Genomic DNA, 18,964 nt, shown 5'->3' on the forward strand with positions numbered 1-18,964 from the left:
ACGCTGTACTCGCGCCGAGGGCGTCAAACCTCCAATGCCACTTGCTTCACAAGTTCATGCTTGAAGGTAATGATCTGAGATCAGACCTTGCGGGGCTTATTCGCGCCAGGGAGATCCGGACTCATAAGCCATTCTCTCCTGCAAGCACTGCTGCATGAGAGGTGCATTTCCCTGATCGCGGGCGATGGCCGTGACCTGCTGAACGATCTGGATGGCTTTGTCATACTGACCGGTTTCAGCATAGGCGGCGGCGAGGGTATGCATGAGGTGGGGCCTGCTGCCTCCCGGGAGCTGCAAGGCGTATCCCGCCAGAGACAAAGCTTTGGCACCATCCCGCACGGAGTCCTGGCGGCTGGTGGCAAGCAACCAGGCGAGATTGTTGAGGGCGAGGAGGTGCTGCGGATTTTTTTGCAAGACCTTCCGGTAGCAGCCTGCTGCGAGATCCACCTGGCCGAGCTTTGCACATGCCATGCCCTGACCGGCCATGGCATCCAGATTTGCCGGGTCAGCAGCGAGCGCCTTCTGATAGCTTTCGAGCGCTTCGGAAGCTTCACCTGACTGAAGCAGGGCATTGCCGAGGCCGCAGAGATTGGCAGTGTCAGGCTGAATGCCGACGGCTGTCTGATAATGGGAGACGGCCTGGGGGAAGTCGCCCATGCAAAGCGACACATAAGCAAGGCCGCTGTGGGCGGAGGCGGTCTGAGGCTCTGCCATGACGACACGCTGCAGACAGACCTGGGCCTCCTGCAGCCGCCCTGTCTGAACCATGTGGATGCCCACGACCAGATTGGCCCGGGTGATAAGCGGGCTGATTTTCAGGGCACGCTGATAGACGGACACGGCATCGTCCATGCGACCTGCATCGACCAAGGAATTTCCCAAACCGGAAAGGGAAGCGTAGTCCTCCGGGTTGCATTCGACGGCATGAGACCAAAGGCTGACGCTGTCCCGCCAGTGTGTGACCTGCTTCCTGGCAGTGACTGTGAGGGTGACAATAGAGAGGACTGCCAAGCCACCCGCGAGCAGTCTGCGTGCAGGGCTGGTGCCGGCCCAGAGGGCGATGGGCCATGCGATCATCAGACCCAGGCCAATCATGGCCAGATAGGTGTAGCGGTCCGCATGAGCCTGATCACCCGCCTGGGTGTACAAACCGATCACAGGGACGAGCATGCCCACATACCAAAGCCAGCCGACAGGCAGGAATGATTTTTTGCGCTGCCACACAACGATGGCCGTGATGGAGAGCAAGGCGCCGCCTGACAGAAAGATGTGACCGAGGTCGAGGCTGGTGCGGGCATTGGGATCGAGGAGATTGATGCCCGGATAGGGGTAAAAGCAGCTCAGACCTGCGGGCCAGAAAGTCTGCCGGATGTAAATGCCGTAGGACAGCACGGCGTTGCCAGCACGATAGTACCAAGGCAATCTGGCCCACAGGACATCGTGGCTGGAACCGTGGCCACCGAGCGTGATGACGGCGACAATGGCGGCCATGACCAAGAGGGGGATTTTCTCCAGCAAAAGCCGTTTCAAAGGCACCGTGCCGAGGCGGTTCAGGGGCCATAGATCCACCAGGAGGAGCACGCAGGGGAGTGTCACGAGCATGGGCTTGCTCATCATCGCCAGCGCGGCGAAAAGCAGCATGAGCAGGTAGCCGGGCCACCGGAAAGCACGAGCAGCAAAACGATGATAAGCGCCGAGCGCGAGGACAAAGAACAAGCCGCTGAGCACATCTTTTCTCTCCGCCACCCAGGCCACGGACTCGACATGCAAGGGATGCACGGCAAAGAGAGCCGCCACGAAAGCCGAACGCCACAGCGCCGCAGTCATGCCATGCAGCACGAGAAACAAAGCCACGGCCGTGAGCGCATGCAGGGCGACGCTCATGAGATGATGCGCTCCGGCATTCAGGCCGAACAAGCTCACATCGAGCATGTGAGACAGGAGGCTCAGGGGCCGCCAGTAGTCGGCATCCTGGGCGTCCTTGCCGATGCCCGCAGTCAGGGACCACTTCACATTTTCCCAAGTCAGGCCGCGCAGCACATGCTTGTTGTTGGACACAAACACGCCGTCATCAAAGTTCAGAAAGGTGAATCCGCGAGTCTGCCAATAAATCAGGCCCACGAGGAGCAGGAGAAGCCCGCAGATCATGACCACCGTCCCATGGGGCCTGACAAAGCTGGGTTGAGCTGTGACAGGATGGCCGGCCGGGAGGGTTTCTGCCACCGGAGCCTTACCCCGTTTGGGTGATGTTCCCCGTCTGGGTAATTCGCGATGCGCCATGGATGGACAAACTGGAGGCGTCCATTATACAATGAAACAAACCGCCGCAATTTGTTTGTCGCCGCCGACAAGACGGACCGAGCAGAACCCCCGTGAAAGAACAGCACAACCTTGAGATTCATCGCAACCGAGAGGCGTGGCAGCGGAAGCCACTGCTGCGCCAGGTGTATCAGGACTTTCACCGGCTGATAGCAGCCCATCTCATCCGTGGCAGCAGCGGACTGACGGTCGAACTGGGTTCGGGGATTGGCAGCATCAAGCAAACCGTGCCTGAGTGCCTCACGTCCGATCTGTTTCCCAATCCGTGGCTGGACCGGCAGGAGAATGCGTACCGGCTGAGCTTTGCGGACGGTGAAGTCACGAATCTGATTCTCTTTGATGTGTGGCATCATCTCGAACATCCAGGCACGGCGCTGGCGGAGTGCCGCCGTGTGCTGGCGCCGCAGGGGCGGCTGATTGTTTTTGAGCCTGGCATGGGGCTGCTGGGACGGCTGGTGTACTCCTTGGGACACCCTGAGCCGGTGGCTTTTCACCAGCCCGTCGAGTGGTTTGCGCCGCCTGATTTCAATGTGGCCGATCCGCCCTACTTTGCGGCGCAGTCACGCGCTCACCGCCTTTTCGTCCGAGGCGAGCAACGCGAAGAGCTGGCGGGGTGGCGTGTGCTCAAGGTGGTGCCGCTGGCATCGCTGGCGTATTTTCTCTCGGGCGGCTTTTCCAAACCGCAGATGTGCCCCACTGTGCTGCACCCCTGCGTGCGTCTGCTTGATTCGCTCCTTGCGCGCCTGCCGTCTTTGTTCGCAGTGCGTCTGCTCGTCGTGCTGGAAAAAAGCGCGGACTGAGCGCTCAGCATGCCGAGGCAAGCACGTCGATGCCGCCACGACGTGACACGCGCGCCAAAGCCTTTTCGTCAAAGGGCCTGCCGGTGTGCAACGCCGTCATGCGATAGCCGGCTCCGAGCACGTCCGCATAATCTTTGAGCGTGAGACGGTTTTCTTCGAGGAGGTACGGACACATTTCCAGAATGATCCGAGGGCGGCTGGCGGCGAGGAGCTTTTGCGCGCCAGCAAGGACTTCGTATTCGTGCCCGTCTGTGTCGATCTTGATGAGATGCACCTTGGGAATCTGGTGTACCTCCACGTAGTCGTCCAGACTCGTGCGCGTTGCGACGGCCTCCATTTTGAGACCGAAGTGGACGTCATGCACCTCGGCACCGGCGGTGTCATCCAAACGCCAGCTTGAGTAGGCCTTGGCCTCCAGCAGGGTTCCGGAGGTGGCGCCGACAAAACAGGGATTCACGGTCACCCTTGAGGAGAGCGAGGGATTCAGCTCCAGATTACGCCTGAGCTTTTCAAGTGCGTAGCAGGTGGGCTCGAAGCTGTGGATCTGCGCCGAGGGATGCCGCCGTGCCAAGGGCAGCGTGATGGCTCCGATGTTTGCGCCCACATCCAAAATGACCGCGTCAACCGCTCCCGGCGAAACCGAGAGGACGTGATTTTGAAATCCGCCGAAGAGAAAGATCGACAAATCAATGCCCTCGCGCAGATCAAGCTGGTAGCGCACCCCTGAGCGCGTGACGGTCTGCCGATCCTGAAAGCCCGAGAGTTTCAGCAGACGGTAGAAAAGACGCGCGAGCCTGATTTTGGATTCGGTGGAGAGCAAAAAAAGCGAGGGTGGAAGTTCAGACAAACTTCAGTTTTCTGGCTGCGAACCAAACCATGCGCAGCAGCAGCCAGCCGTGCGACCAGCGGTGGATGTTTGTCGAGCCATAGGTGCGGTCAGCGTAGTGAATGGGGACATCCATGATGCGCAAACCCAGCTTTTCCGCACCGAAGAGGAGATCGAAATCGCCGAAGGGATCGAACTCGCCAAAGTAGGCGCGGCCTGCGGCGAGACGCTCGTAGTTTTGCCGAAGCATGGCCTTGGAACCGCAGAGGGTGTCTTTGACGGGCTGACCGAGCAGCCAGGAAAAGATCAGGCCGAAAGCCTTGTTGGCGCAGAGATTGAGAAAACGCATGGCCTCCTGCTGCATGGGATAAACGAGCCTGACGCCGTTGGCGAACTCGGCTCTCCCTGAAGCGATGGCGGCGTAGAATTTGGGAAGCTCCTCCGGCTGCACGGTCAGATCTGCGTCCAGGATCATGACGATGTCTCCCGTCGCTACAGCAAAGCCTGCGCGGACGGCGTCCCCCTTCCCCTTGCCAGACTGCTGAAGGCAGGTGATGCGCCTGCTGGGGAATGCTTTGGCCACGCGCTGAATTTCCTCCCAGGTGCTATCGGTGGAATGGCCTTCCACGAAGATGATCTCGGTGCCTGCGCCCATTGTGGGTATGCGGGCGACAGCCGCCTCGATATTGCCGGCCTCATTGCGTGCGGGAATGATGACGGAGACGGTCTGCGGTTTGAGCGTGGCCGGGGGCTGAGGGCGTGCGGTGGAAAAAATGGCGAGGCAGAAGGGCCGAAGGAGCGGCGCCAGCCAGCGATTGAGCAACACCTCAAGCCCGAGTGCGCGGAACGGCCAGAGGATGCGGGTGGTACAGCCGACCTCCTCCCAGCCGGAGAGTGCGAGCAGATTGCGCACATCCTCATGCGAAAGCCAGTTGGTCTCAGGCTGAAGCGTGCGCATTCGCGTGAGGGCGGCCATGGCGGAGAGCGGACGCCAGAGGTTGTTGAAAAAATTGATGATCAGCCGTGTGCGCTCATGACTCACGTGATGGAGCCGCTCAAAGATCATCTGCACATCCGCAGCATGATTGATGGTCTCCGAGATGATGATGAAGTCGAACTGCTGAGCGAGTGACAATGTCTCGCCCGCCTGCACATGGAACTCGCCACCGGGCATGCGAGCCCGTGCTTTTTGAATCTGGCGCTCTGACACGTCTATGCCGACACGCCTGCGCCCATGCAGCAGTGAGAGAAGCCTGCCGTCGCCACAGCCGACCTCAAGAACACTGGCGTCTGGCGGGATCTGCAGATTGTAGTAGCGGGCGAGCATTTCGTGATACGTCTGCGCAGCCCATCCCTGCCGCAGGGCGGGGTCATCGTAGAAAGCAGTCATGGACTGCAGCCGCTCAGCCACCCGGGGAGGAAGCATGGCAAGGTCTGGCGAAAGAGCCTCGGCTGGTTTCTGAGATGTCATGGACCGACATCATGGCATCATCTTTTCAAAAGTGCATGATTTTCATCCGTCCTTGAATGGGCGGATGCTGAAGACGGCCTTTTACAGCCCAGCGATTACTGGCGGGCTTTGACGACTTTCACGAGCGGACGGTAGCCGTACTCGTTGAGGAGGGCGATGGCGCCGCGATCGCTGGAGTCGCGGGCGACGTCTGACCAGGAGTTAAGGGCGTTGTAGATGCTGTCCATGGCGGCTTCGAGGGACTCGGCGCGGGTGGCAGCATCGTGGGATTTGTAGAGGGACTCGATGGCGCTGATGTAGTGGAAGGTGAATTCGAGGCGCTTGGCGTTGTAGAGTGTGAAGGTGCGGGAGCCTTCGCGGGCGCGGGTGTTGGCGCGGTACATTTCGTTCATGGCGGTGGCGTAGAAGGCTTTGGCCTCGGTGAGCCATTCAGGGAGGGCTTTCTTGGAGTGCAGATGGCGCAGGAGCATGTCGGGCGCGGGGATGCCGAGAGCGGGGTCGTTTTTGGCGATGAGCTGAGCGGCTTTGTCGATGGCCTGGAAGCCGAGCCACATGCGCTCGGCGACGCCTTCGCCACACATGGGCGTGACGAAATCGCTCAGGGCCTTTTCGCTGGCGAAGTCGTTTTTGGGCAGGACGGATGCGGCCACGGGCTCTGCGGTGGTGATTTCGAAACCGAGCTTGCCGGCGTGCTCGCGGAAGCGCGCGGTGATGGCGGCGACGTCGGGATTTTGAAAGACTGAGGCGCCGTGGAAGGCTTTGCGGCCGCCGGTGTCACCATCGACGCGGATGGGGGTGAAGGGGGCGACTTTTGCGGGGATGGCGATGGTGGTGTATTTTAACTTTTGGAGACGCTGGAGGAGCTGTTCGAGCTCGTCCTGAGTCCAGGATTCCTGGCCCATGGCGTTGCCGGTGTAGCCATTCCAGACACGCGAGCCATGCGGGGGCTGGGCGGTGATGAGTTCGATGGTGTCGGACGGAGTGGTCCCCTGCCCTGCGACTGCAAGAGCAGGTGCGGAGGCGGTGGCGGAGACGCAGAGGAGGCTTTCGCGAGTGCGGACGAAGAGGCGGCCATCGGCGATGGCGGGTGTGGCGATGATTTCCTCTCCCATGTCGTGCTTGGCGAGGACTTTGAGCTGGGGCGCGTCTTCGAGTTCGACGATGAAGCCGTTTTTGGCAGCGATGTAGACTTTGCCAGCGGCAGCGATGGGGGAGGCGAAGTAGTCGCCGAAGTTGCCGAGACGGCTGCGGTCCCAGAGGGTTTTGCCGTTCTTCGCATCGTAGCAACTGGACATGCCGCCGCTTTTGACGACGTAGATGCGGTCGTTGAAGAAGAGGGGCGAGGAGAGGTTTGAGGGAGTCTTGGGGTCGATGTTCCAGAGGACGTGGGTCTTGGTGACATCGCCACTGCCGCCGCCTTTGATGGCCTGGATGATGTTGCCGCCTGCGGCCATGTTGTCGGGGGATTGGAAGGCGGTGTCGATTTCCTCAGGATCAATGAGGCCGTTTTTGTTTTTGTCGGAAGTGTCGAAGCGTTCGTGGAACTCTTTGGGAGTTTCTTCGCGGGAGAGGATTTTGTCCTGGTTGGTGTCGAGCCATTCGAGCAGGGCATGCTTCAGGGTGCGGGTGGAGTCGCCGTAGCTTTGAACGGCGATGTAGATGACGCCGTCATGCACGACAGGCGAGGTCATGATGGTGCGGAGGAGGGTGTTGCAGGTCCAAAGCTCCTGGCCGCTGGCGGGGTCGTAGCCTTTGAGCTTTCCGCTGCCAGCGATGACGAGGTCGGTGCGGCCATTGACCTCGCAGAGGACGGGGAGCGCGTAGCCGGCGAGCATGTCCTTGCGCGGGGTCTTCCATTTTTCTTTGCCGGTTTTTGAATCGACGGCAAGGACGAAGGGGGCGAGGTCGTCGTCCTGGCAGAAGATGACGGTGTCTTTGTAAACGATGGGAGAGGAGGCGGCGCCCCAGTCCATGAGATAAGCGGGGCGAGTCATGGAGTGACGCCAGACTTCCTGGCCGGTGGCGAAGTCGAAGGCGAGGAGGCCAATGGTGCTGAAATAGACGTAGACACGCTGGCCATCGGTGGCGGGAGTGGAGGAAGCGTGGCTGTTGGGCGGGGTGATACGCGGGAGGGTGCCGGTGTCGAAATCGGTACGCCAGAGTTGTTTGCCGGTGGCGGCGTCAAAGCTGAAGACGCCGAGCTTTTGGTCTCCGAGCATGGCGGTGGTGAAGACGCGGCCGTTTTTGATGATGGGAGAGCCGATGCCGTCGCCGATTTTGGCTTTCCAGGCGATGTTTTTTTCGGCGGAGAAGTCCGAGGGGAGATTTGGGGAGGCGGAGATGCCGGTGCCGTTGGTGCCGCGGAACTGGGGCCAGTCTTCGGCGTGGAGGGTGATGGAGAGAAGCAGGGCGGCGAGGAGGATGAGGCGATGCATGTGAGGCATTAGTTCAAAGGTGTTGATCTTGGAGTCGGCGGGGCGCACAGCCTGCGGCGGTGGTACACTGAGGACGCTGCTGGTGCGCGCGGTGTGCGAAGAAGGCGCTGGGTTTGCTTTCCAATATGCTTGCTGGCATACCCAGGGTCGCCTCGCTGAGGATCGGCTGACCCTGGGCTGTATTCCGCAGCCCCTTTGGGGCTGGTGCCCGCGCGGAGTTAAGTGACGAAAGGGAAGGGCGTTCTCTCAGGAGAACGTGGAGTGCTGGCATCGCTGCTGAAGGTCTTCGCCTTCTCCCTCCCCTGCCCCGGTGTTCTGACAGGATGGAACTAACGACAGCCCGCCTTGACCGAGTGGCATTCATGCGAGGCATCATGAAAAGGATCAGCCGAAGAGTTCGGTGAGGGGCTTGCCTTCATCGAGGAGGTTGTAGGCGCGGCCGAGCTTGTCCTTGGCTTCGAGGTCCTGGATGCCCATGGCGTAATAGACGGTCTTGGTGATGTCTTCGGGGTAGATGGGGCGGTCCTTGGGGAGCTCGGCGCGGGCGTCGGTTTCGCCAACGACCTGGCCGCCACGGATACCAGCCCCTGCCATGAGGACGCTCATGCAGGAGGTCCAGTGATCGCGGCCTGCGCCGAGGGTGCCACCAGAGCGGCGGTCGCCGACTTTGGGCATGCGACCCATTTCGCTGGTGACGAGGACGAGTGTTTCATCGAGCAGGCCACGGGAGGACATGTCCTCCATGAAGGCGGAGAAGGCCTGATCAAACTGCGGGAGGAGGTACTTGCGAAGGCAGTTGAAGTTGTCGCCGTGGGTGTCCCAGCCGCCGGCGCTTTTGCATTGCTTGGCGATGCTTTCGTCTTCCTTCCAGAAGACGGTGACGAAGGGGACGCCGGCTTCGACAAGGCGGCGTGCCATGAGGAGGCTGGTGCCGTTGATGGTGTGGCCGTAGCGCTCGCGCAGTTTGTCGGGCTCTGACTTGATGTCGAAGGCGTTTGAGGTGCCGCTGGATGAGAGGAGGTCAAAGGCACGCTCCTGCTGCTTCACGTAGTTTTGGACTGCGGCTTCGTGATCGAGCTCACGGCGGGCCTGATTCATGGCGTTGAGCAGGGCGTGGCGGTCCTGCATGCGTGCGGCGCTCATGGCACCGGACATGGAGATGGTGGGGGCGCTGAAGTTCAGGGGTTCGTCAAAGCTGCCGGTAAGATAGAAGGGATCGTGCTCCATGCCGATGCGGCCTGCGAACTGGCCGGGGCGGGTGAAGGGCAGCTTGCTGGGCTTGTGCGGCAGAGAAATGATCTGCGGGAGTGAAGGGTGCGGGGGGCGCTTCATGCCGACGACGCTGCCCATGTAGGGCCAGTCTTCGGGATAGGGGCGGCGGTCGTTGCCCTGCTGCTTGAAGGTGAGATCGGGGGCGTGGCCGGTGAGATTGTAATAGTAGCCGGCGTGGTGGTCGCCAGTGGCGCGACCGCCATCGGTGACGCCATGGACGAGGGCGAAGTTGTGCGCTTGTTTGGCGAGGAGGGGCAGGTGCTCGCAGAGGCGGATGTCTGAGCCGGTGGTGCGGATGGGCCTGAACTCGCCGCGAAACTCCAGGGGGGCTTCGGGCTTCATGTCCCACATGTCGATGTGGGAGGCGCCGCCGCAGAGGAAGAAGAGGACGGTGGATTTGGCAGGCTTTGCAAGGGTGGCGGCGGGAACTCCGGGGCCGGTGGAAGCTTTTAGTGCAGGGCCGCAACGCAGCGATGCGAGGCCCAGCGTCGAGGCCGTGAGAAAGGCCCGGCGGTCCATTGAGGGACGAAAAAGCGGTGAGTCCATAAAATGCGCGCAAGCCACCTACGTTCGCCAAAAGGCCGCCTTACGGATGAGCGGACGATTTGCGCATGGGGCGGGTCTGTGGTCTGATCCGGGGTGGAATTTCACCAGCTTCGTTACTTCATCGCCGCCGCCGAGGATTTGAGCATTTCTGCCGCGGCCAAGCGACTGCATGTGACGCAGCCTGCGCTGAGCCGGCAGATCGGCGTGCTGGAGGCGGAGCTGGGTGTGGCGTTGTTTGACCGTATTCGGAAACGTATTTATCTGACTGAGGCGGGCCGATTTTTTTTGCCGAAGGCGAGGCAGATCGTGTGTGATGCGGAGACGAGCGCGCAGCAACTGCGGGAGCAGTATGGCAAGGCAAGGCGGACGCTGCGGCTGGGATTTCTGGCGCCGTTTCTGGATGACCTGGTGGTGCCTGCGGTGAGGGAATTCCGCCAGCGGCACCCGAAGGCGCAAGTGAGCCTGTTTGAGCTGCCACCGCGAGCACAGCTGGACCGGCTGAGGAACCATGAGCTGGATGCGGCGATCCTGGGGAACATCTCGGAGAGTGACCGCGCTTTTTTCAACACGCGGACGCTGTCACGGCACAAGATGGCGGCGCTGGTTTCGGAAGATCATGCGCTGGCGAAGAAGAAGGTGATCAAGCTGGCGGCACTGAAGGATGAGCGGTGGGTGTCGCTGTCTGATGCGTCCTTTCCGGGACGGCGTGAGTTTCTGAGGTCGATTTGCCAGCAGGCGGGGTTTGATCCGCAGATCGTGAGCGAGGTGGATTCGCTCTCGATGATGCTGGGGACGGTGACGACCCTGGGCGGGGTGGCGCTGATCCCGGAGCATGCCAGCAAGATGCCGCATGGGGGATGTGTGTTTGTGCCGCTGGCGGCGCCGGTGCCGACGACGGAACTGCTGCTGGTGCTGCCAAAGCAGGAGGCTAGCAAGGAGCTGACAACGCTGACGAGCCTGATCGCGGAGCTGGCGGCGCAGATAGCGAAGGGGTAGGGCGTGATTGGAGGGGTATAGCGAGGGGTGTCGCTTCGCTCAACCCTTCGCTACAGGCTTGGATGGCTCCTCCATCTAGGAGGCGTTTCCTATGCCGGAAGTGTTGCGGGGGCAGCCACTATATGGCCGCGATTATTCCTCCTATTCATGCGCCGCCGCTGTGGGGGCGCGGAAGAGGGGGAGGTCGGCGAGGATATTGGAGCTGCGCATGAGGGTCTCGCCGATGAGGAGGGAGTCGGCGCCGGCGGCGGCGAGGCGGGTGGCATCGGCGGGGGTTTTGATGCCGCTTTCGGCCACGAGGACGATGTCGTCGGGGACTTCCTCGGCGAGCTCTTCGGTGGTGGCGAGGTCGACGGTGAAGGACTTCAAGTTGCGGTTGTTCACGCCGATGATGCGGGCGTCTGTGGCGAGGGCGCGTTCGAGTTCGGGGAGATTGTGAACTTCGACGAGGGCATCGAGCTGGAAGGTGCTGGCGACTTCGAGGAGGTGCTCGAGGGTGGGCTGATCAAGAGCGGCGACGATAAGGAGGATGGCGTCGGCACCAGCGACGACGGCTTCGAAGATCTGGGCCTCGTGGATGATGAAGTCCTTGCGGAGGCAGGGGATGTCGAGCTGCTCGCGGATGAGCGAGAGGTATTCGAGTCGGCCCTGGAAGTATTTTTCGTCTGTGAGGACGGAGATGGCGCTGGCGCCGGCTTTTTCGTAGCCGCGGGCAATAGTGAGGGGATCGAAGTCCGCTGCGATGGTGCCTGCGGAGGGTGAGGCGCGCTTGACCTCGGCAATGATGCTGAGGCGGGTGGGGTCGGCACGGAGGGCGTCGTAAAAGGAACGGACGTCATTGCGCAAGGCGGCGGCGGCCCGGAGCTTTTCAGCGCGGGGCAGCAGGCGTTGCAGTTCGGTGTGCTTGTGGGCGATGATTTCGTCCAGCTTATTCATAGGGGGTGCGCATGGTGGCGGAGGGATGACGTTGTGCAACCCTCTACTGAGAGCAAAATAGGCATGCAGGGGATTCTTGACGTCCTATAGGATGCAGGCTCTTTCTACAAGGAATGCCTGAAGCGCCCATCAGTCCCGCTGCTGTGATCGAACTGCTGACCACAGAACACATCCTTGAACCCCAGGAACCCCTGGCCCCAGACACGGATCTCTTTTCCATGGGGCTGGACTCCATGGCCATGATGCAGCTGCTGCTGCAGATTGAGGAGAGGTTTGGACTGACGGTGAACCCAGCGGAGATGACGCGGGAGCGTTTTGCCACAGCGAGCGCGCTGGCGGGCTTTTTGGGTGAAAAACGCCGCCTGGCCGCGTGATGTCGATCCTGCCCGCCACCACGGTCGATTTTTTCCTCGCCGGACTGGAGTCTTTCATGCGCCAGAGCGGGCAAGGGACTCACTGGGGAGTGACCCTGGTGAGGCTGAAGGGCAGGCCTGACGAACGGGCTCTGAGACAGGCCTGGGAGGAGGTGCATGCCCAGCACCCGATGCTGGGGGCGCGGCTGAAACGTCAATGGCGTGGCTGGCGATGGGGGTGGGAAACGAGCGGGCCGATCCCGCCGCCCCCGATTGTCTGGCATGCTGCGCAGGAGCAGCCCCCGGGGGTGGAAATCATCCAAGAGCGGCTGCAGGGAAAAAGCAGCGAGGGTGAACTGAGCACGCCCCTGTGGATGGAAGTTTTTCCCTGGGGTGAAGAGGGCTGCCACAGCTTGATGCTGACGTGGCGGCATGCGCTGCTCGATGGGACGGGGGTCAATCTGCTGCTGGAAAAACTGGCGGCAGGAGGCTGCGCGCATGGACCGCCACCGCCGCCCCCTACACAGAGCGAGCCCCCTGGCCGGCTGTACCGGCGAGCCAAACCGCTGATGGACAGGCTGCAGGCGATGACCACGGCAGGCTGCCTCTCGGCGTGGATCAAGGGGATGCCGCAAAGAGGGAGACCTGAGTACCGGCTGATCGAGCTGAGCGCTGAAGAATCCAGCAGAGCCCTGACACGACTGCGGGAACTGTGCGGTGACTTCATGCAGATGCCTTTTTATGCGGCCGTCGCCGCGCGTGCGCTGAGGCTGCTGCATGAACGGCGCGGATGGAGCAGCCCGGAGATCCACCTGCAACTGCCGACGCAACTGCGAGGCAGGAGCCGGGAGCTGATCTTTGGGAATCACATGGGGTCGCTGCCGCTGTTTCTTGAGGCCAGTGCTCTAGGGAGCCTGGATGAGGCGGTCGCACATCTTTTAGTGAAATACCGTGAAGCGATGAAGCTGGGCACCCCGCAGGCCTCGGAGGCTCTCATGACGCTGGCCAGCTACCTGCCGCTGGGAGCATTCATCGGCGCGGTGCGCCTGACCAACCGGGGACAGATCTGCAGCCTTTTCCATTCCCACACCGGCACCTTCCTGAAAGGCTGCTCTGAGCTTGGCGGGGCGGAGGTGGAGAATGTCTTCACGATACCCAGTGTGTGCACGCCGCCAGGGCTGGGGATTTTTGCCTCGGACTATGCCGGAAGGATCACCGTGACAGTGGCCTGGAGGGGAGATTGCCTAGACCAAGCTGAGGCAGAAGCTCTGGAGGAGCGGATACGGTCGGATTTGACCGGCATTGCGTGAAAAACGTGTGCAATGAAGGAGATAAAAGTGCCAGGGAACCGCGACATGGACAGGCAGGCTGCCGTTGCTTCCGTCAGGACCTGGCGGGGTTCGCAAGCTGAACATCCGCGGCCCCTGACAAGGCTGATCTAGCCGCAGGGCTCACTGCACACAAGCAAGATTGCAGACTAAAGGCAAAATGGCTGAAAATTGGTGTTGTCGAAACCCAGCGGTTCCGGTAAAAATTAGTCTTTAAATTCTCAAATTACGCTTTTTGTATGGTCTGGAAAATCCTCTCTGCCCTCTCCGCCGTCTGCCTCGGCACCGCATGCTATTTCGCCTGGACCAACCAGAAATTGCTGGTGGAGGAGCGCAAACGCGAAGGTTTTGCGAAGGATAACCTGGCCGAAATCAGGGCTCACATCGCCAAAGCCGATGAGGCGAAAAAAGGCCGTGAAGCGCAGCGCGACATGGCGAACAAGGAGCTCGAAACCACCAAAACCTCCGTCGCAGATTTTGCCGCCAAGGTGCAGCAGGCCGAGGTGGAACTGGCTGCGGTGAAGACCAATCTGGAGCAGACGACCAAGGTGGTGACTCAAAACCAGAAGGAAATCGACGCCGCCGGAGACATTACCGCACTGCTGGCCCAGATCGAAGTCATCAAGAAGGAGCGCTCCGAGGCCGAAGCGGCGCTGGCCAACCAGATCCAGCATCTGGCGGCGGCACAGGAAAGAATCACGAAGCTGACGAATGCGGCCAAGGAAGCCGAAGAGCGTGAAGCACGTGGCCGCAGCGGCATCGTGGACGATGACTTCACGGCCAAAGTCGCCTACTCCTACACCGACTGGGGCTTTGTGGTTCTGAACAAGGGCAACGGTGGCGGTGTTTTTGCGAACGCAGACCTTGAAGTGAAACGTGGCAAAGACGTGGTGGCCAAGCTGAAGGTGCGCGATGTGGAGCAAAACTCCTCTGTGGCAGACCTGGTCAAGGGCAGCCTGGCCGAAGGCGAACACATCCGTGCGGGAGACCTGGTGGTCGCCGCCGCCGAGCAGAGCGCCAAGAAGGCAGCGGCTGCCGCCAAACCTGCGGAAGGAACAACGACACCTGCGGCCGCTGCACCTGCCGGAGGAGCAGCCCCGACAGCACCTGCGATGGGTGGAGATCCGTTTGGTGCGCCAGCAGCGGCTCCAGCGCCTGCTGCCCCTGCCATGGGCGGCGATCCGTTTGGTGCACCAGCAGCCGCTCCAGCGCCAGCAGCTGCGCCTGCCATGGGTGGTGATCCCTTCGGGACCGCCCCACCTGCAACGCCTCCAGCCGGTGGCGCGACGCCTCCCAGCACTGCCGATCCTTTTGGCACCGCCCCTCCCGCCAAGTAAGCACCGCCAGACGTTCGTCTCCTGATTTTTTCCCAGACTCCCTTTCCCATGACCAAAGTTCTTTTCATCCTTAGCGCAGTGGTGATCCTCGTAGCCAGCTTCTTTGCCTATCAAAACGGGCGGGAGTTTGCCGATGTGCGGACTAAAATCGCAGGCGTCAATGCGGAGATCATCGGCGAAAAGAAAAACCAGGACAAGCTGCTGCGTCCAGGCACGGGTGAGCTGCCGAAGCTGGCGGCTGAAATCGCCCGTGTGCAGGGAGATCTGGATGTCGAGGCGGAGAAGCTGAAGGCCCAGAGAAACAAACTGGCGCAGACACAGGAAGAGATCACACGCAACCAGGAAGAACTTGTCGTCAAAGAGAAGAAGAAGCAGGAGCAGGCTGAGCTCCTCAAGGGACTGCCCCAGGGCATGAAACCGGAAACGATGGCCGAGGACATCCAAAAGCTGAAGAAAGAGAAGCTGGAATTTGAAGCTCAGGCCGAGATCAAGAAGAAGGAAGTGGCCGCCGAAGAAGACAAGGTGGCAGGCATCCAGAAGCGTGTGGACGAGGTGATGCATAAGATCGAAGACCGCCGCAAAAACTTCGAGCGTAACAGCCTGAGCTCACGCGTGGTGGCTGTGAACTACGACTGGGGTTTTGTGATCATCGATGCCGGCAAGAGCGCGGGCCTGACCGAGCAGACCAAGCTGATCGTCACCCGTGGTGCTCAGACCGTGGGCAAAATCAGCATCATGTCCGTTGAGGGCAAGAATTCGATGGCTTCCATCGTGCCGAACGCTGTGGTCAACGGCCAGGTAATCATGCCAGGAGATCGCGTGATCCTCGAAAACCTGGTGCAAAACTGATTGTTCACGCGCATAGGTAGAGCCCTCATGAAGACACGATTGCTCAGCCTTCTGCTTTTGACCGTTATTTCTGCATGCACCCTTTCTTCCTGCGCTTCGGATGAGCCGAAACGCAAGAAAGTGGTGGGACCTGATGGGAGCCAGTACAGCAGTCTGCCCTGGAATCGACCACGGTCCTGGGAAGGCAATGCCAAGTACGGCGGCATGGTTCCGGGGAGCCGCTAGGCTGGGGCCCAAATATTCTGTCCGACTGCCCTGCAACGGAGTGGCCTGATTTGTCTGTGGCAGCTATTGCCTGTTGTTTTCAAATGGAAGAAGGCGCGGCTTGCCTGCCATAGGGGCCGCTGCACCCGCCGGAGCAAACGGCCATTCTTTTCAAGAGACGGTCCGACAAAGTGTGTCGCCTGCGGCGATGCGCTGGAAGCGCTCGAAGCCAGAGGGTAATGACGACGGCGGTTCGGCAGCCGTGGTTTTTAACTGTCCATGGTGGACTGGAGTTGGAGCAATACCTGACGGCTAACAACCGGTCTGTTATGAATGTCGATCAAAGCATTCTAAATGATCCCATGGCCGATTCATGGTGGTGAGTTCCCCTCCCCACGCCATGCATTCTTCAACAAATGCTTTTATCTTTGGGGAACCGCAGCGCAGATGGACTGCTGTAAGGCAGCCCGAAGGACGAGTGAAACACGAGTCAAAAGGCCGGTTTGAGGGGCTGCTGATACCACGCGCCGTTGAGAATGAGACCGGAGGCTGGACCAGCTCTCGAAAATCTTGTCACATTGCCCGGGCGGCGGATCGGCCCCATTGGCTGCGTTAGTCGCTTGCCTGTTATCTTCAAGAACTGGTCTAAAGCCAACCTTGGCGAGAAGAGTGTTGCATGACGGCGTAGGAGGGTCGTGGCGATACTTCGAAGCACGCCGTGCGAAGCATGAAGCCGGCTGTGAGCGTGCTGCAAAGAGCTTGGCATAGGAGAGTCCTCGTGGTCGGGCGGTTTGGCGGAGAAGGCGGTGGGTGTTGGAAAAACGCGCTCGACGCCAAACACGGCCGACCTACGGCCTGAGTGCCAGCCTCGCTTCTGTTTGAAGAAAACATCTCTGCTGCGCCCAGCACACAGACCTGTTTTCAACAGATCATGGGGTCAAAGCTCACGTCGCCTCGAAGTGTCTCCTCACCCGGCCTTTGACTTCGTCTGTCTTCGCTTCGCCACGGCTCCCCGAAGGCAACCCTGAAGCCATGGCATGAGCGGCGGGGAGAGGGGATTTGCTTTGCCGCCCAATGATACCCCGAGCATGAATCAATTTAAAATGCTCCAAGCACCACGGCCTTGCGCCCGATGCAGCGAGCGATTGAAACGGACCCGTTTTCAACAGGCCGTGGCATGACAAGCGCCGGTGAGGCTTGCCGGAGTGCGTGGGCTGCGGACTGCCTCGGACTGAGGAGGCCGGAGTCTTATGAAGCAGGCTCGAGCAGGGCTTCCCCGTCTGCTGCTTTGACGACGCGATAGAAGCAGGTGGGACGCTTGGTGTGGCAGCAGCCGCCGCCATGCTGCTTTACGCGAAGGACCAGGGCGTCCTGGTCACAGTCTGTGCGGATGTCGATGATTTCCTGAAATTCACCGCTGGTGGCGCCTTTGTGCCAGAGCTGGTTGCGGCTGCGGCTCCAGTAAACCGCCTGGCCGAGCTCCAGGGTCATTTTGAGAGACTGCTCGTTCATGTAGGCGAGCATGAGCGGGGCGCCGGTGTCTGCGTCCACCGCCATCGCTGGCATAAGACCGTGCTCATCAAATTTCGGCGCAAAGAGCATGCCTTCTTCAATGGCATGCTTCGAGTCACGGGCGGCAAAAGAAATGGGAGGTGATGCGGACATGGGACGGCCCTATGCTAGCGGCACATCCCCGCGGTGCAACCACGTCATTTTCCAGGAAAGACGGGGAGCACGCTCTTGAGGAGGCCCGTGCCGGCATTGACGCCGTTTTCGATGACGCCCCCGGCTCCGTTGATGATTTTGCCTGGCAATTTGGCGGCGTCTTCACCGAGCACGGGCTTGAGCAAGGTTTCAGCGCCCTTGCCGACGACAGCGCCGGGAGTGTCGAGAAGCAGAGACATGCCGGCCGCGCCGATGAGACGGCTGCTGAGATCTTCCTGCGGGGCGTCGAGGGTGCCTACGACGTGGACGCGGGCCCATTGAAGACCGGGAGGGCCGGCGGGATTGGCGTCAACAAAGACGCGGTTGCCTGCGCCGGGAATGCCGCTCAGGGTCTCGGGGGTGACACCGAGCAGAAAATCGCCCTCGAGTGCACGGCCACGAATGGTGAGGGAGCCTTCGATGCGAAGGAGTCCATTGGACTGAACGATGATGTGGTCAATGTGGAGGAAGTCACCTTTGGGCCGGATGGAGGCGCTGCAGATGTCGAGCACGAGGCGTTTGAACCGATGGGCATTGGTGTAGGTGACGAGCTTGTCGAGAATGGGCAAGCCGGTGAGGGCGGCGTCTTTGAGCGCGACATCGGCCTTCCATGTGAGGGGGGAGGTGCGCGAGCCCGACATTTCAAGATCGCCCTCGACTCTGCCGGAGAGGCGCTGCTTCCACCATTCGTCGAGAAACTCGTCGAGCGGCAGTGCCTTGACGTGTGTGAAGAGCTGCCATGCGCCGGTCTGGTATTTCAGGGAGCCGCGCAGGGTAGCCTGGGAAGCCTGCTTCCAACGCAGGGTGGCATCGCTGACCTGAAACTGGCTTTCGCCGGCGCGAAGGGTGGCCTTGGTGAGATCAAACTGGAGCGGCTCTTTCTGCTGCGGAGCCTGAATGGGGGTCTGCAATCTGCCGCCGCTGAGCCTGGCCGACGCGGAAACCTCTCCGCTGCGCCAGGCGCCGAGGCTGAGCTGTGCTTCGGCTATCCGCCAGCCTTCCTGCTCAAAGGTGAAGCGGTGAACCTCGAAGCCGCTGATGAGGGTCTGGCTGGGGATGTAACGGCGGAGGAAAGAAGGGATGCCGTCGTCGCTGTCATCAAAGGCGGCGGTGGTGGCCGCGGGTGGAGCGCCGGCGGTGGGAGCCGTGGTGTGGCGCAGTGAGAGGTCGTCGGCTCCTGAATTCTGGATGCTCCATTTTCCATGCCGAATGGCACCGAAGTCGAGGGAGGCGTGCAAGCCTCCGGCATCCAGATTCCACGCAGGACTGGTGAGAGAGAGATCGGCCACGGTGACGGTGTCGTCATTCCAGACGAGCGGTGCGATGCGGGCGCTGCCGTCCATGCGAGCTGCGAGCATGTCCTGAGCCTTGAGGCGAAAATCATCCTTCTGCAAGTAGGTGCGGATGTAGCCGGTGACGAGCGAGGGCGCCAGCAGCACCAGAACGACAGCGCTGACGAGGAACAATGCCGCCAGCCACCAGAGCCACCTGAACGAGGAGGAATAGGGACGTTTGCCCGGTCGGGTACGGCGTTGCATTTTGGTGGCGGTTTGAATTTTTTCGTCGCCAGGGCATGAGTCCCCGGCCT

At 60.9% G+C, this 18,964-nt stretch carries 14 protein-coding genes and 1 other RNA gene; 6 read left to right on the forward strand and 9 right to left on the reverse strand.

Annotated features, from left to right (window positions below; genetic code table 11):
* Nucleotides 1–96: 96 nt before the first annotated feature.
* Nucleotides 97–2,148 (reverse strand): tetratricopeptide repeat protein, encoded by a 2,052-nt coding sequence (locus ACZ5WW_RS11240; RefSeq protein ID WP_377171195.1) that lies wholly within the window; start codon nucleotides 2,146–2,148, stop codon nucleotides 97–99.
* Between the two features lie 224 nt (nucleotides 2,149–2,372).
* Here ACZ5WW_RS11240 and ACZ5WW_RS11245 point away from each other — a divergent pair, with 224 nt between their 5' ends.
* Nucleotides 2,373–3,119 (forward strand): methyltransferase domain-containing protein, encoded by a 747-nt coding sequence (locus tag ACZ5WW_RS11245; protein WP_377171193.1) that lies wholly within the window; start codon nucleotides 2,373–2,375, stop codon nucleotides 3,117–3,119.
* A gap of 4 nt (nucleotides 3,120–3,123) precedes the next feature.
* Here the strand turns inward: ACZ5WW_RS11245 and ACZ5WW_RS11250 are convergent, their stop codons facing one another.
* From ACZ5WW_RS11250 to ACZ5WW_RS11265, 4 genes are all read right to left on the reverse strand, one after another.
* Nucleotides 3,124–3,939 (reverse strand): FkbM family methyltransferase, encoded by an 816-nt coding sequence (locus ACZ5WW_RS11250; RefSeq protein WP_377171191.1) that lies wholly within the window; start codon nucleotides 3,937–3,939, stop codon nucleotides 3,124–3,126.
* Nucleotides 3,940–3,958: 19 nt separating this feature from the next.
* Nucleotides 3,959–5,371 (reverse strand): glycosyltransferase, encoded by a 1,413-nt coding sequence (locus ACZ5WW_RS11255; protein ID WP_464694244.1) that lies wholly within the window; start codon nucleotides 5,369–5,371, stop codon nucleotides 3,959–3,961.
* 140 nt (nucleotides 5,372–5,511) lie between these two features.
* A complete protein-coding gene (locus tag ACZ5WW_RS11260) occupies nucleotides 5,512–7,851 on the reverse strand; it encodes an outer membrane protein assembly factor BamB family protein (protein ID WP_377171186.1) in 2,340 nt (779 codons plus the stop codon).
* A gap of 384 nt (nucleotides 7,852–8,235) precedes the next feature.
* On the reverse strand, nucleotides 8,236–9,642 hold the full coding sequence (locus tag ACZ5WW_RS11265) for a DUF1501 domain-containing protein (RefSeq protein ID WP_377171184.1): 1,407 nt from the start codon (nucleotides 9,640–9,642) through the stop codon (nucleotides 8,236–8,238).
* 120 nt (nucleotides 9,643–9,762) lie between these two features.
* On the opposite strand from ACZ5WW_RS11265, the gene ACZ5WW_RS11270 reads away from it, so the two are divergent.
* Entirely contained in the window at nucleotides 9,763–10,665 is a 903-nt protein-coding gene (locus ACZ5WW_RS11270; RefSeq protein WP_377171182.1) for a LysR family transcriptional regulator, read from the forward strand.
* Nucleotides 10,666–10,806: 141 nt separating this feature from the next.
* Here the strand turns inward: ACZ5WW_RS11270 and trpC are convergent, their stop codons facing one another.
* The gene (trpC, locus tag ACZ5WW_RS11275) at nucleotides 10,807–11,601 is read right to left on the reverse strand and encodes an indole-3-glycerol phosphate synthase TrpC (RefSeq protein ID WP_377171180.1); all 795 of its coding nucleotides are present in this window, start codon (nucleotides 11,599–11,601) and stop codon (nucleotides 10,807–10,809) included.
* A 113-nt stretch (nucleotides 11,602–11,714) separates the two neighbouring features.
* On the opposite strand from trpC, the gene ACZ5WW_RS11280 reads away from it, so the two are divergent.
* Both ACZ5WW_RS11280 and ACZ5WW_RS11285 read left to right on the forward strand, forming a co-directional pair.
* Nucleotides 11,715–11,975, forward strand: a complete 261-nt coding sequence (locus tag ACZ5WW_RS11280) for an acyl carrier protein (protein ID WP_377171178.1) — start codon at nucleotides 11,715–11,717, stop codon at nucleotides 11,973–11,975.
* A complete protein-coding gene (locus ACZ5WW_RS11285; protein WP_377171176.1) occupies nucleotides 11,975–13,264 on the forward strand; it encodes a hypothetical protein in 1,290 nt (429 codons plus the stop codon). Before ACZ5WW_RS11280 ends, ACZ5WW_RS11285 begins: the two co-directional genes overlap by 1 nt.
* Nucleotides 13,265–13,289: 25 nt before the next feature.
* Here ACZ5WW_RS11285 and ffs read toward each other — a convergent pair.
* Nucleotides 13,290–13,384: signal recognition particle sRNA small type (gene ffs / locus ACZ5WW_RS11290), an RNA gene on the reverse strand.
* Nucleotides 13,385–13,521: 137 nt separating this feature from the next.
* On the opposite strand from ffs, the gene ACZ5WW_RS11295 reads away from it, so the two are divergent.
* Both ACZ5WW_RS11295 and ACZ5WW_RS11300 read left to right on the forward strand, forming a co-directional pair.
* The gene (locus ACZ5WW_RS11295; protein WP_377171174.1) at nucleotides 13,522–14,619 is read left to right on the forward strand and encodes a hypothetical protein; all 1,098 of its coding nucleotides are present in this window, start codon (nucleotides 13,522–13,524) and stop codon (nucleotides 14,617–14,619) included.
* Between the two features lie 48 nt (nucleotides 14,620–14,667).
* A complete protein-coding gene (locus tag ACZ5WW_RS11300) occupies nucleotides 14,668–15,468 on the forward strand; it encodes a hypothetical protein (RefSeq protein ID WP_377171172.1) in 801 nt (266 codons plus the stop codon).
* A gap of 1,452 nt (nucleotides 15,469–16,920) precedes the next feature.
* Here the strand turns inward: ACZ5WW_RS11300 and hisI are convergent.
* Complete coding sequence (gene hisI / locus ACZ5WW_RS11305; RefSeq protein WP_377171170.1) at nucleotides 16,921–17,337, reverse strand: phosphoribosyl-AMP cyclohydrolase; 417 nt, start codon at nucleotides 17,335–17,337, stop codon at nucleotides 16,921–16,923.
* 44 nt (nucleotides 17,338–17,381) lie between these two features.
* Nucleotides 17,382–18,914: a translocation/assembly module TamB domain-containing protein gene (locus ACZ5WW_RS11310; protein ID WP_377171167.1), complete on the reverse strand. Its 1,533-nt coding sequence runs from the start codon at nucleotides 18,912–18,914 to the stop codon at nucleotides 17,382–17,384.
* Nucleotides 18,915–18,964 lie beyond the last annotated feature (50 nt).

Source organism: Prosthecobacter fluviatilis (genome assembly GCF_055388355.1).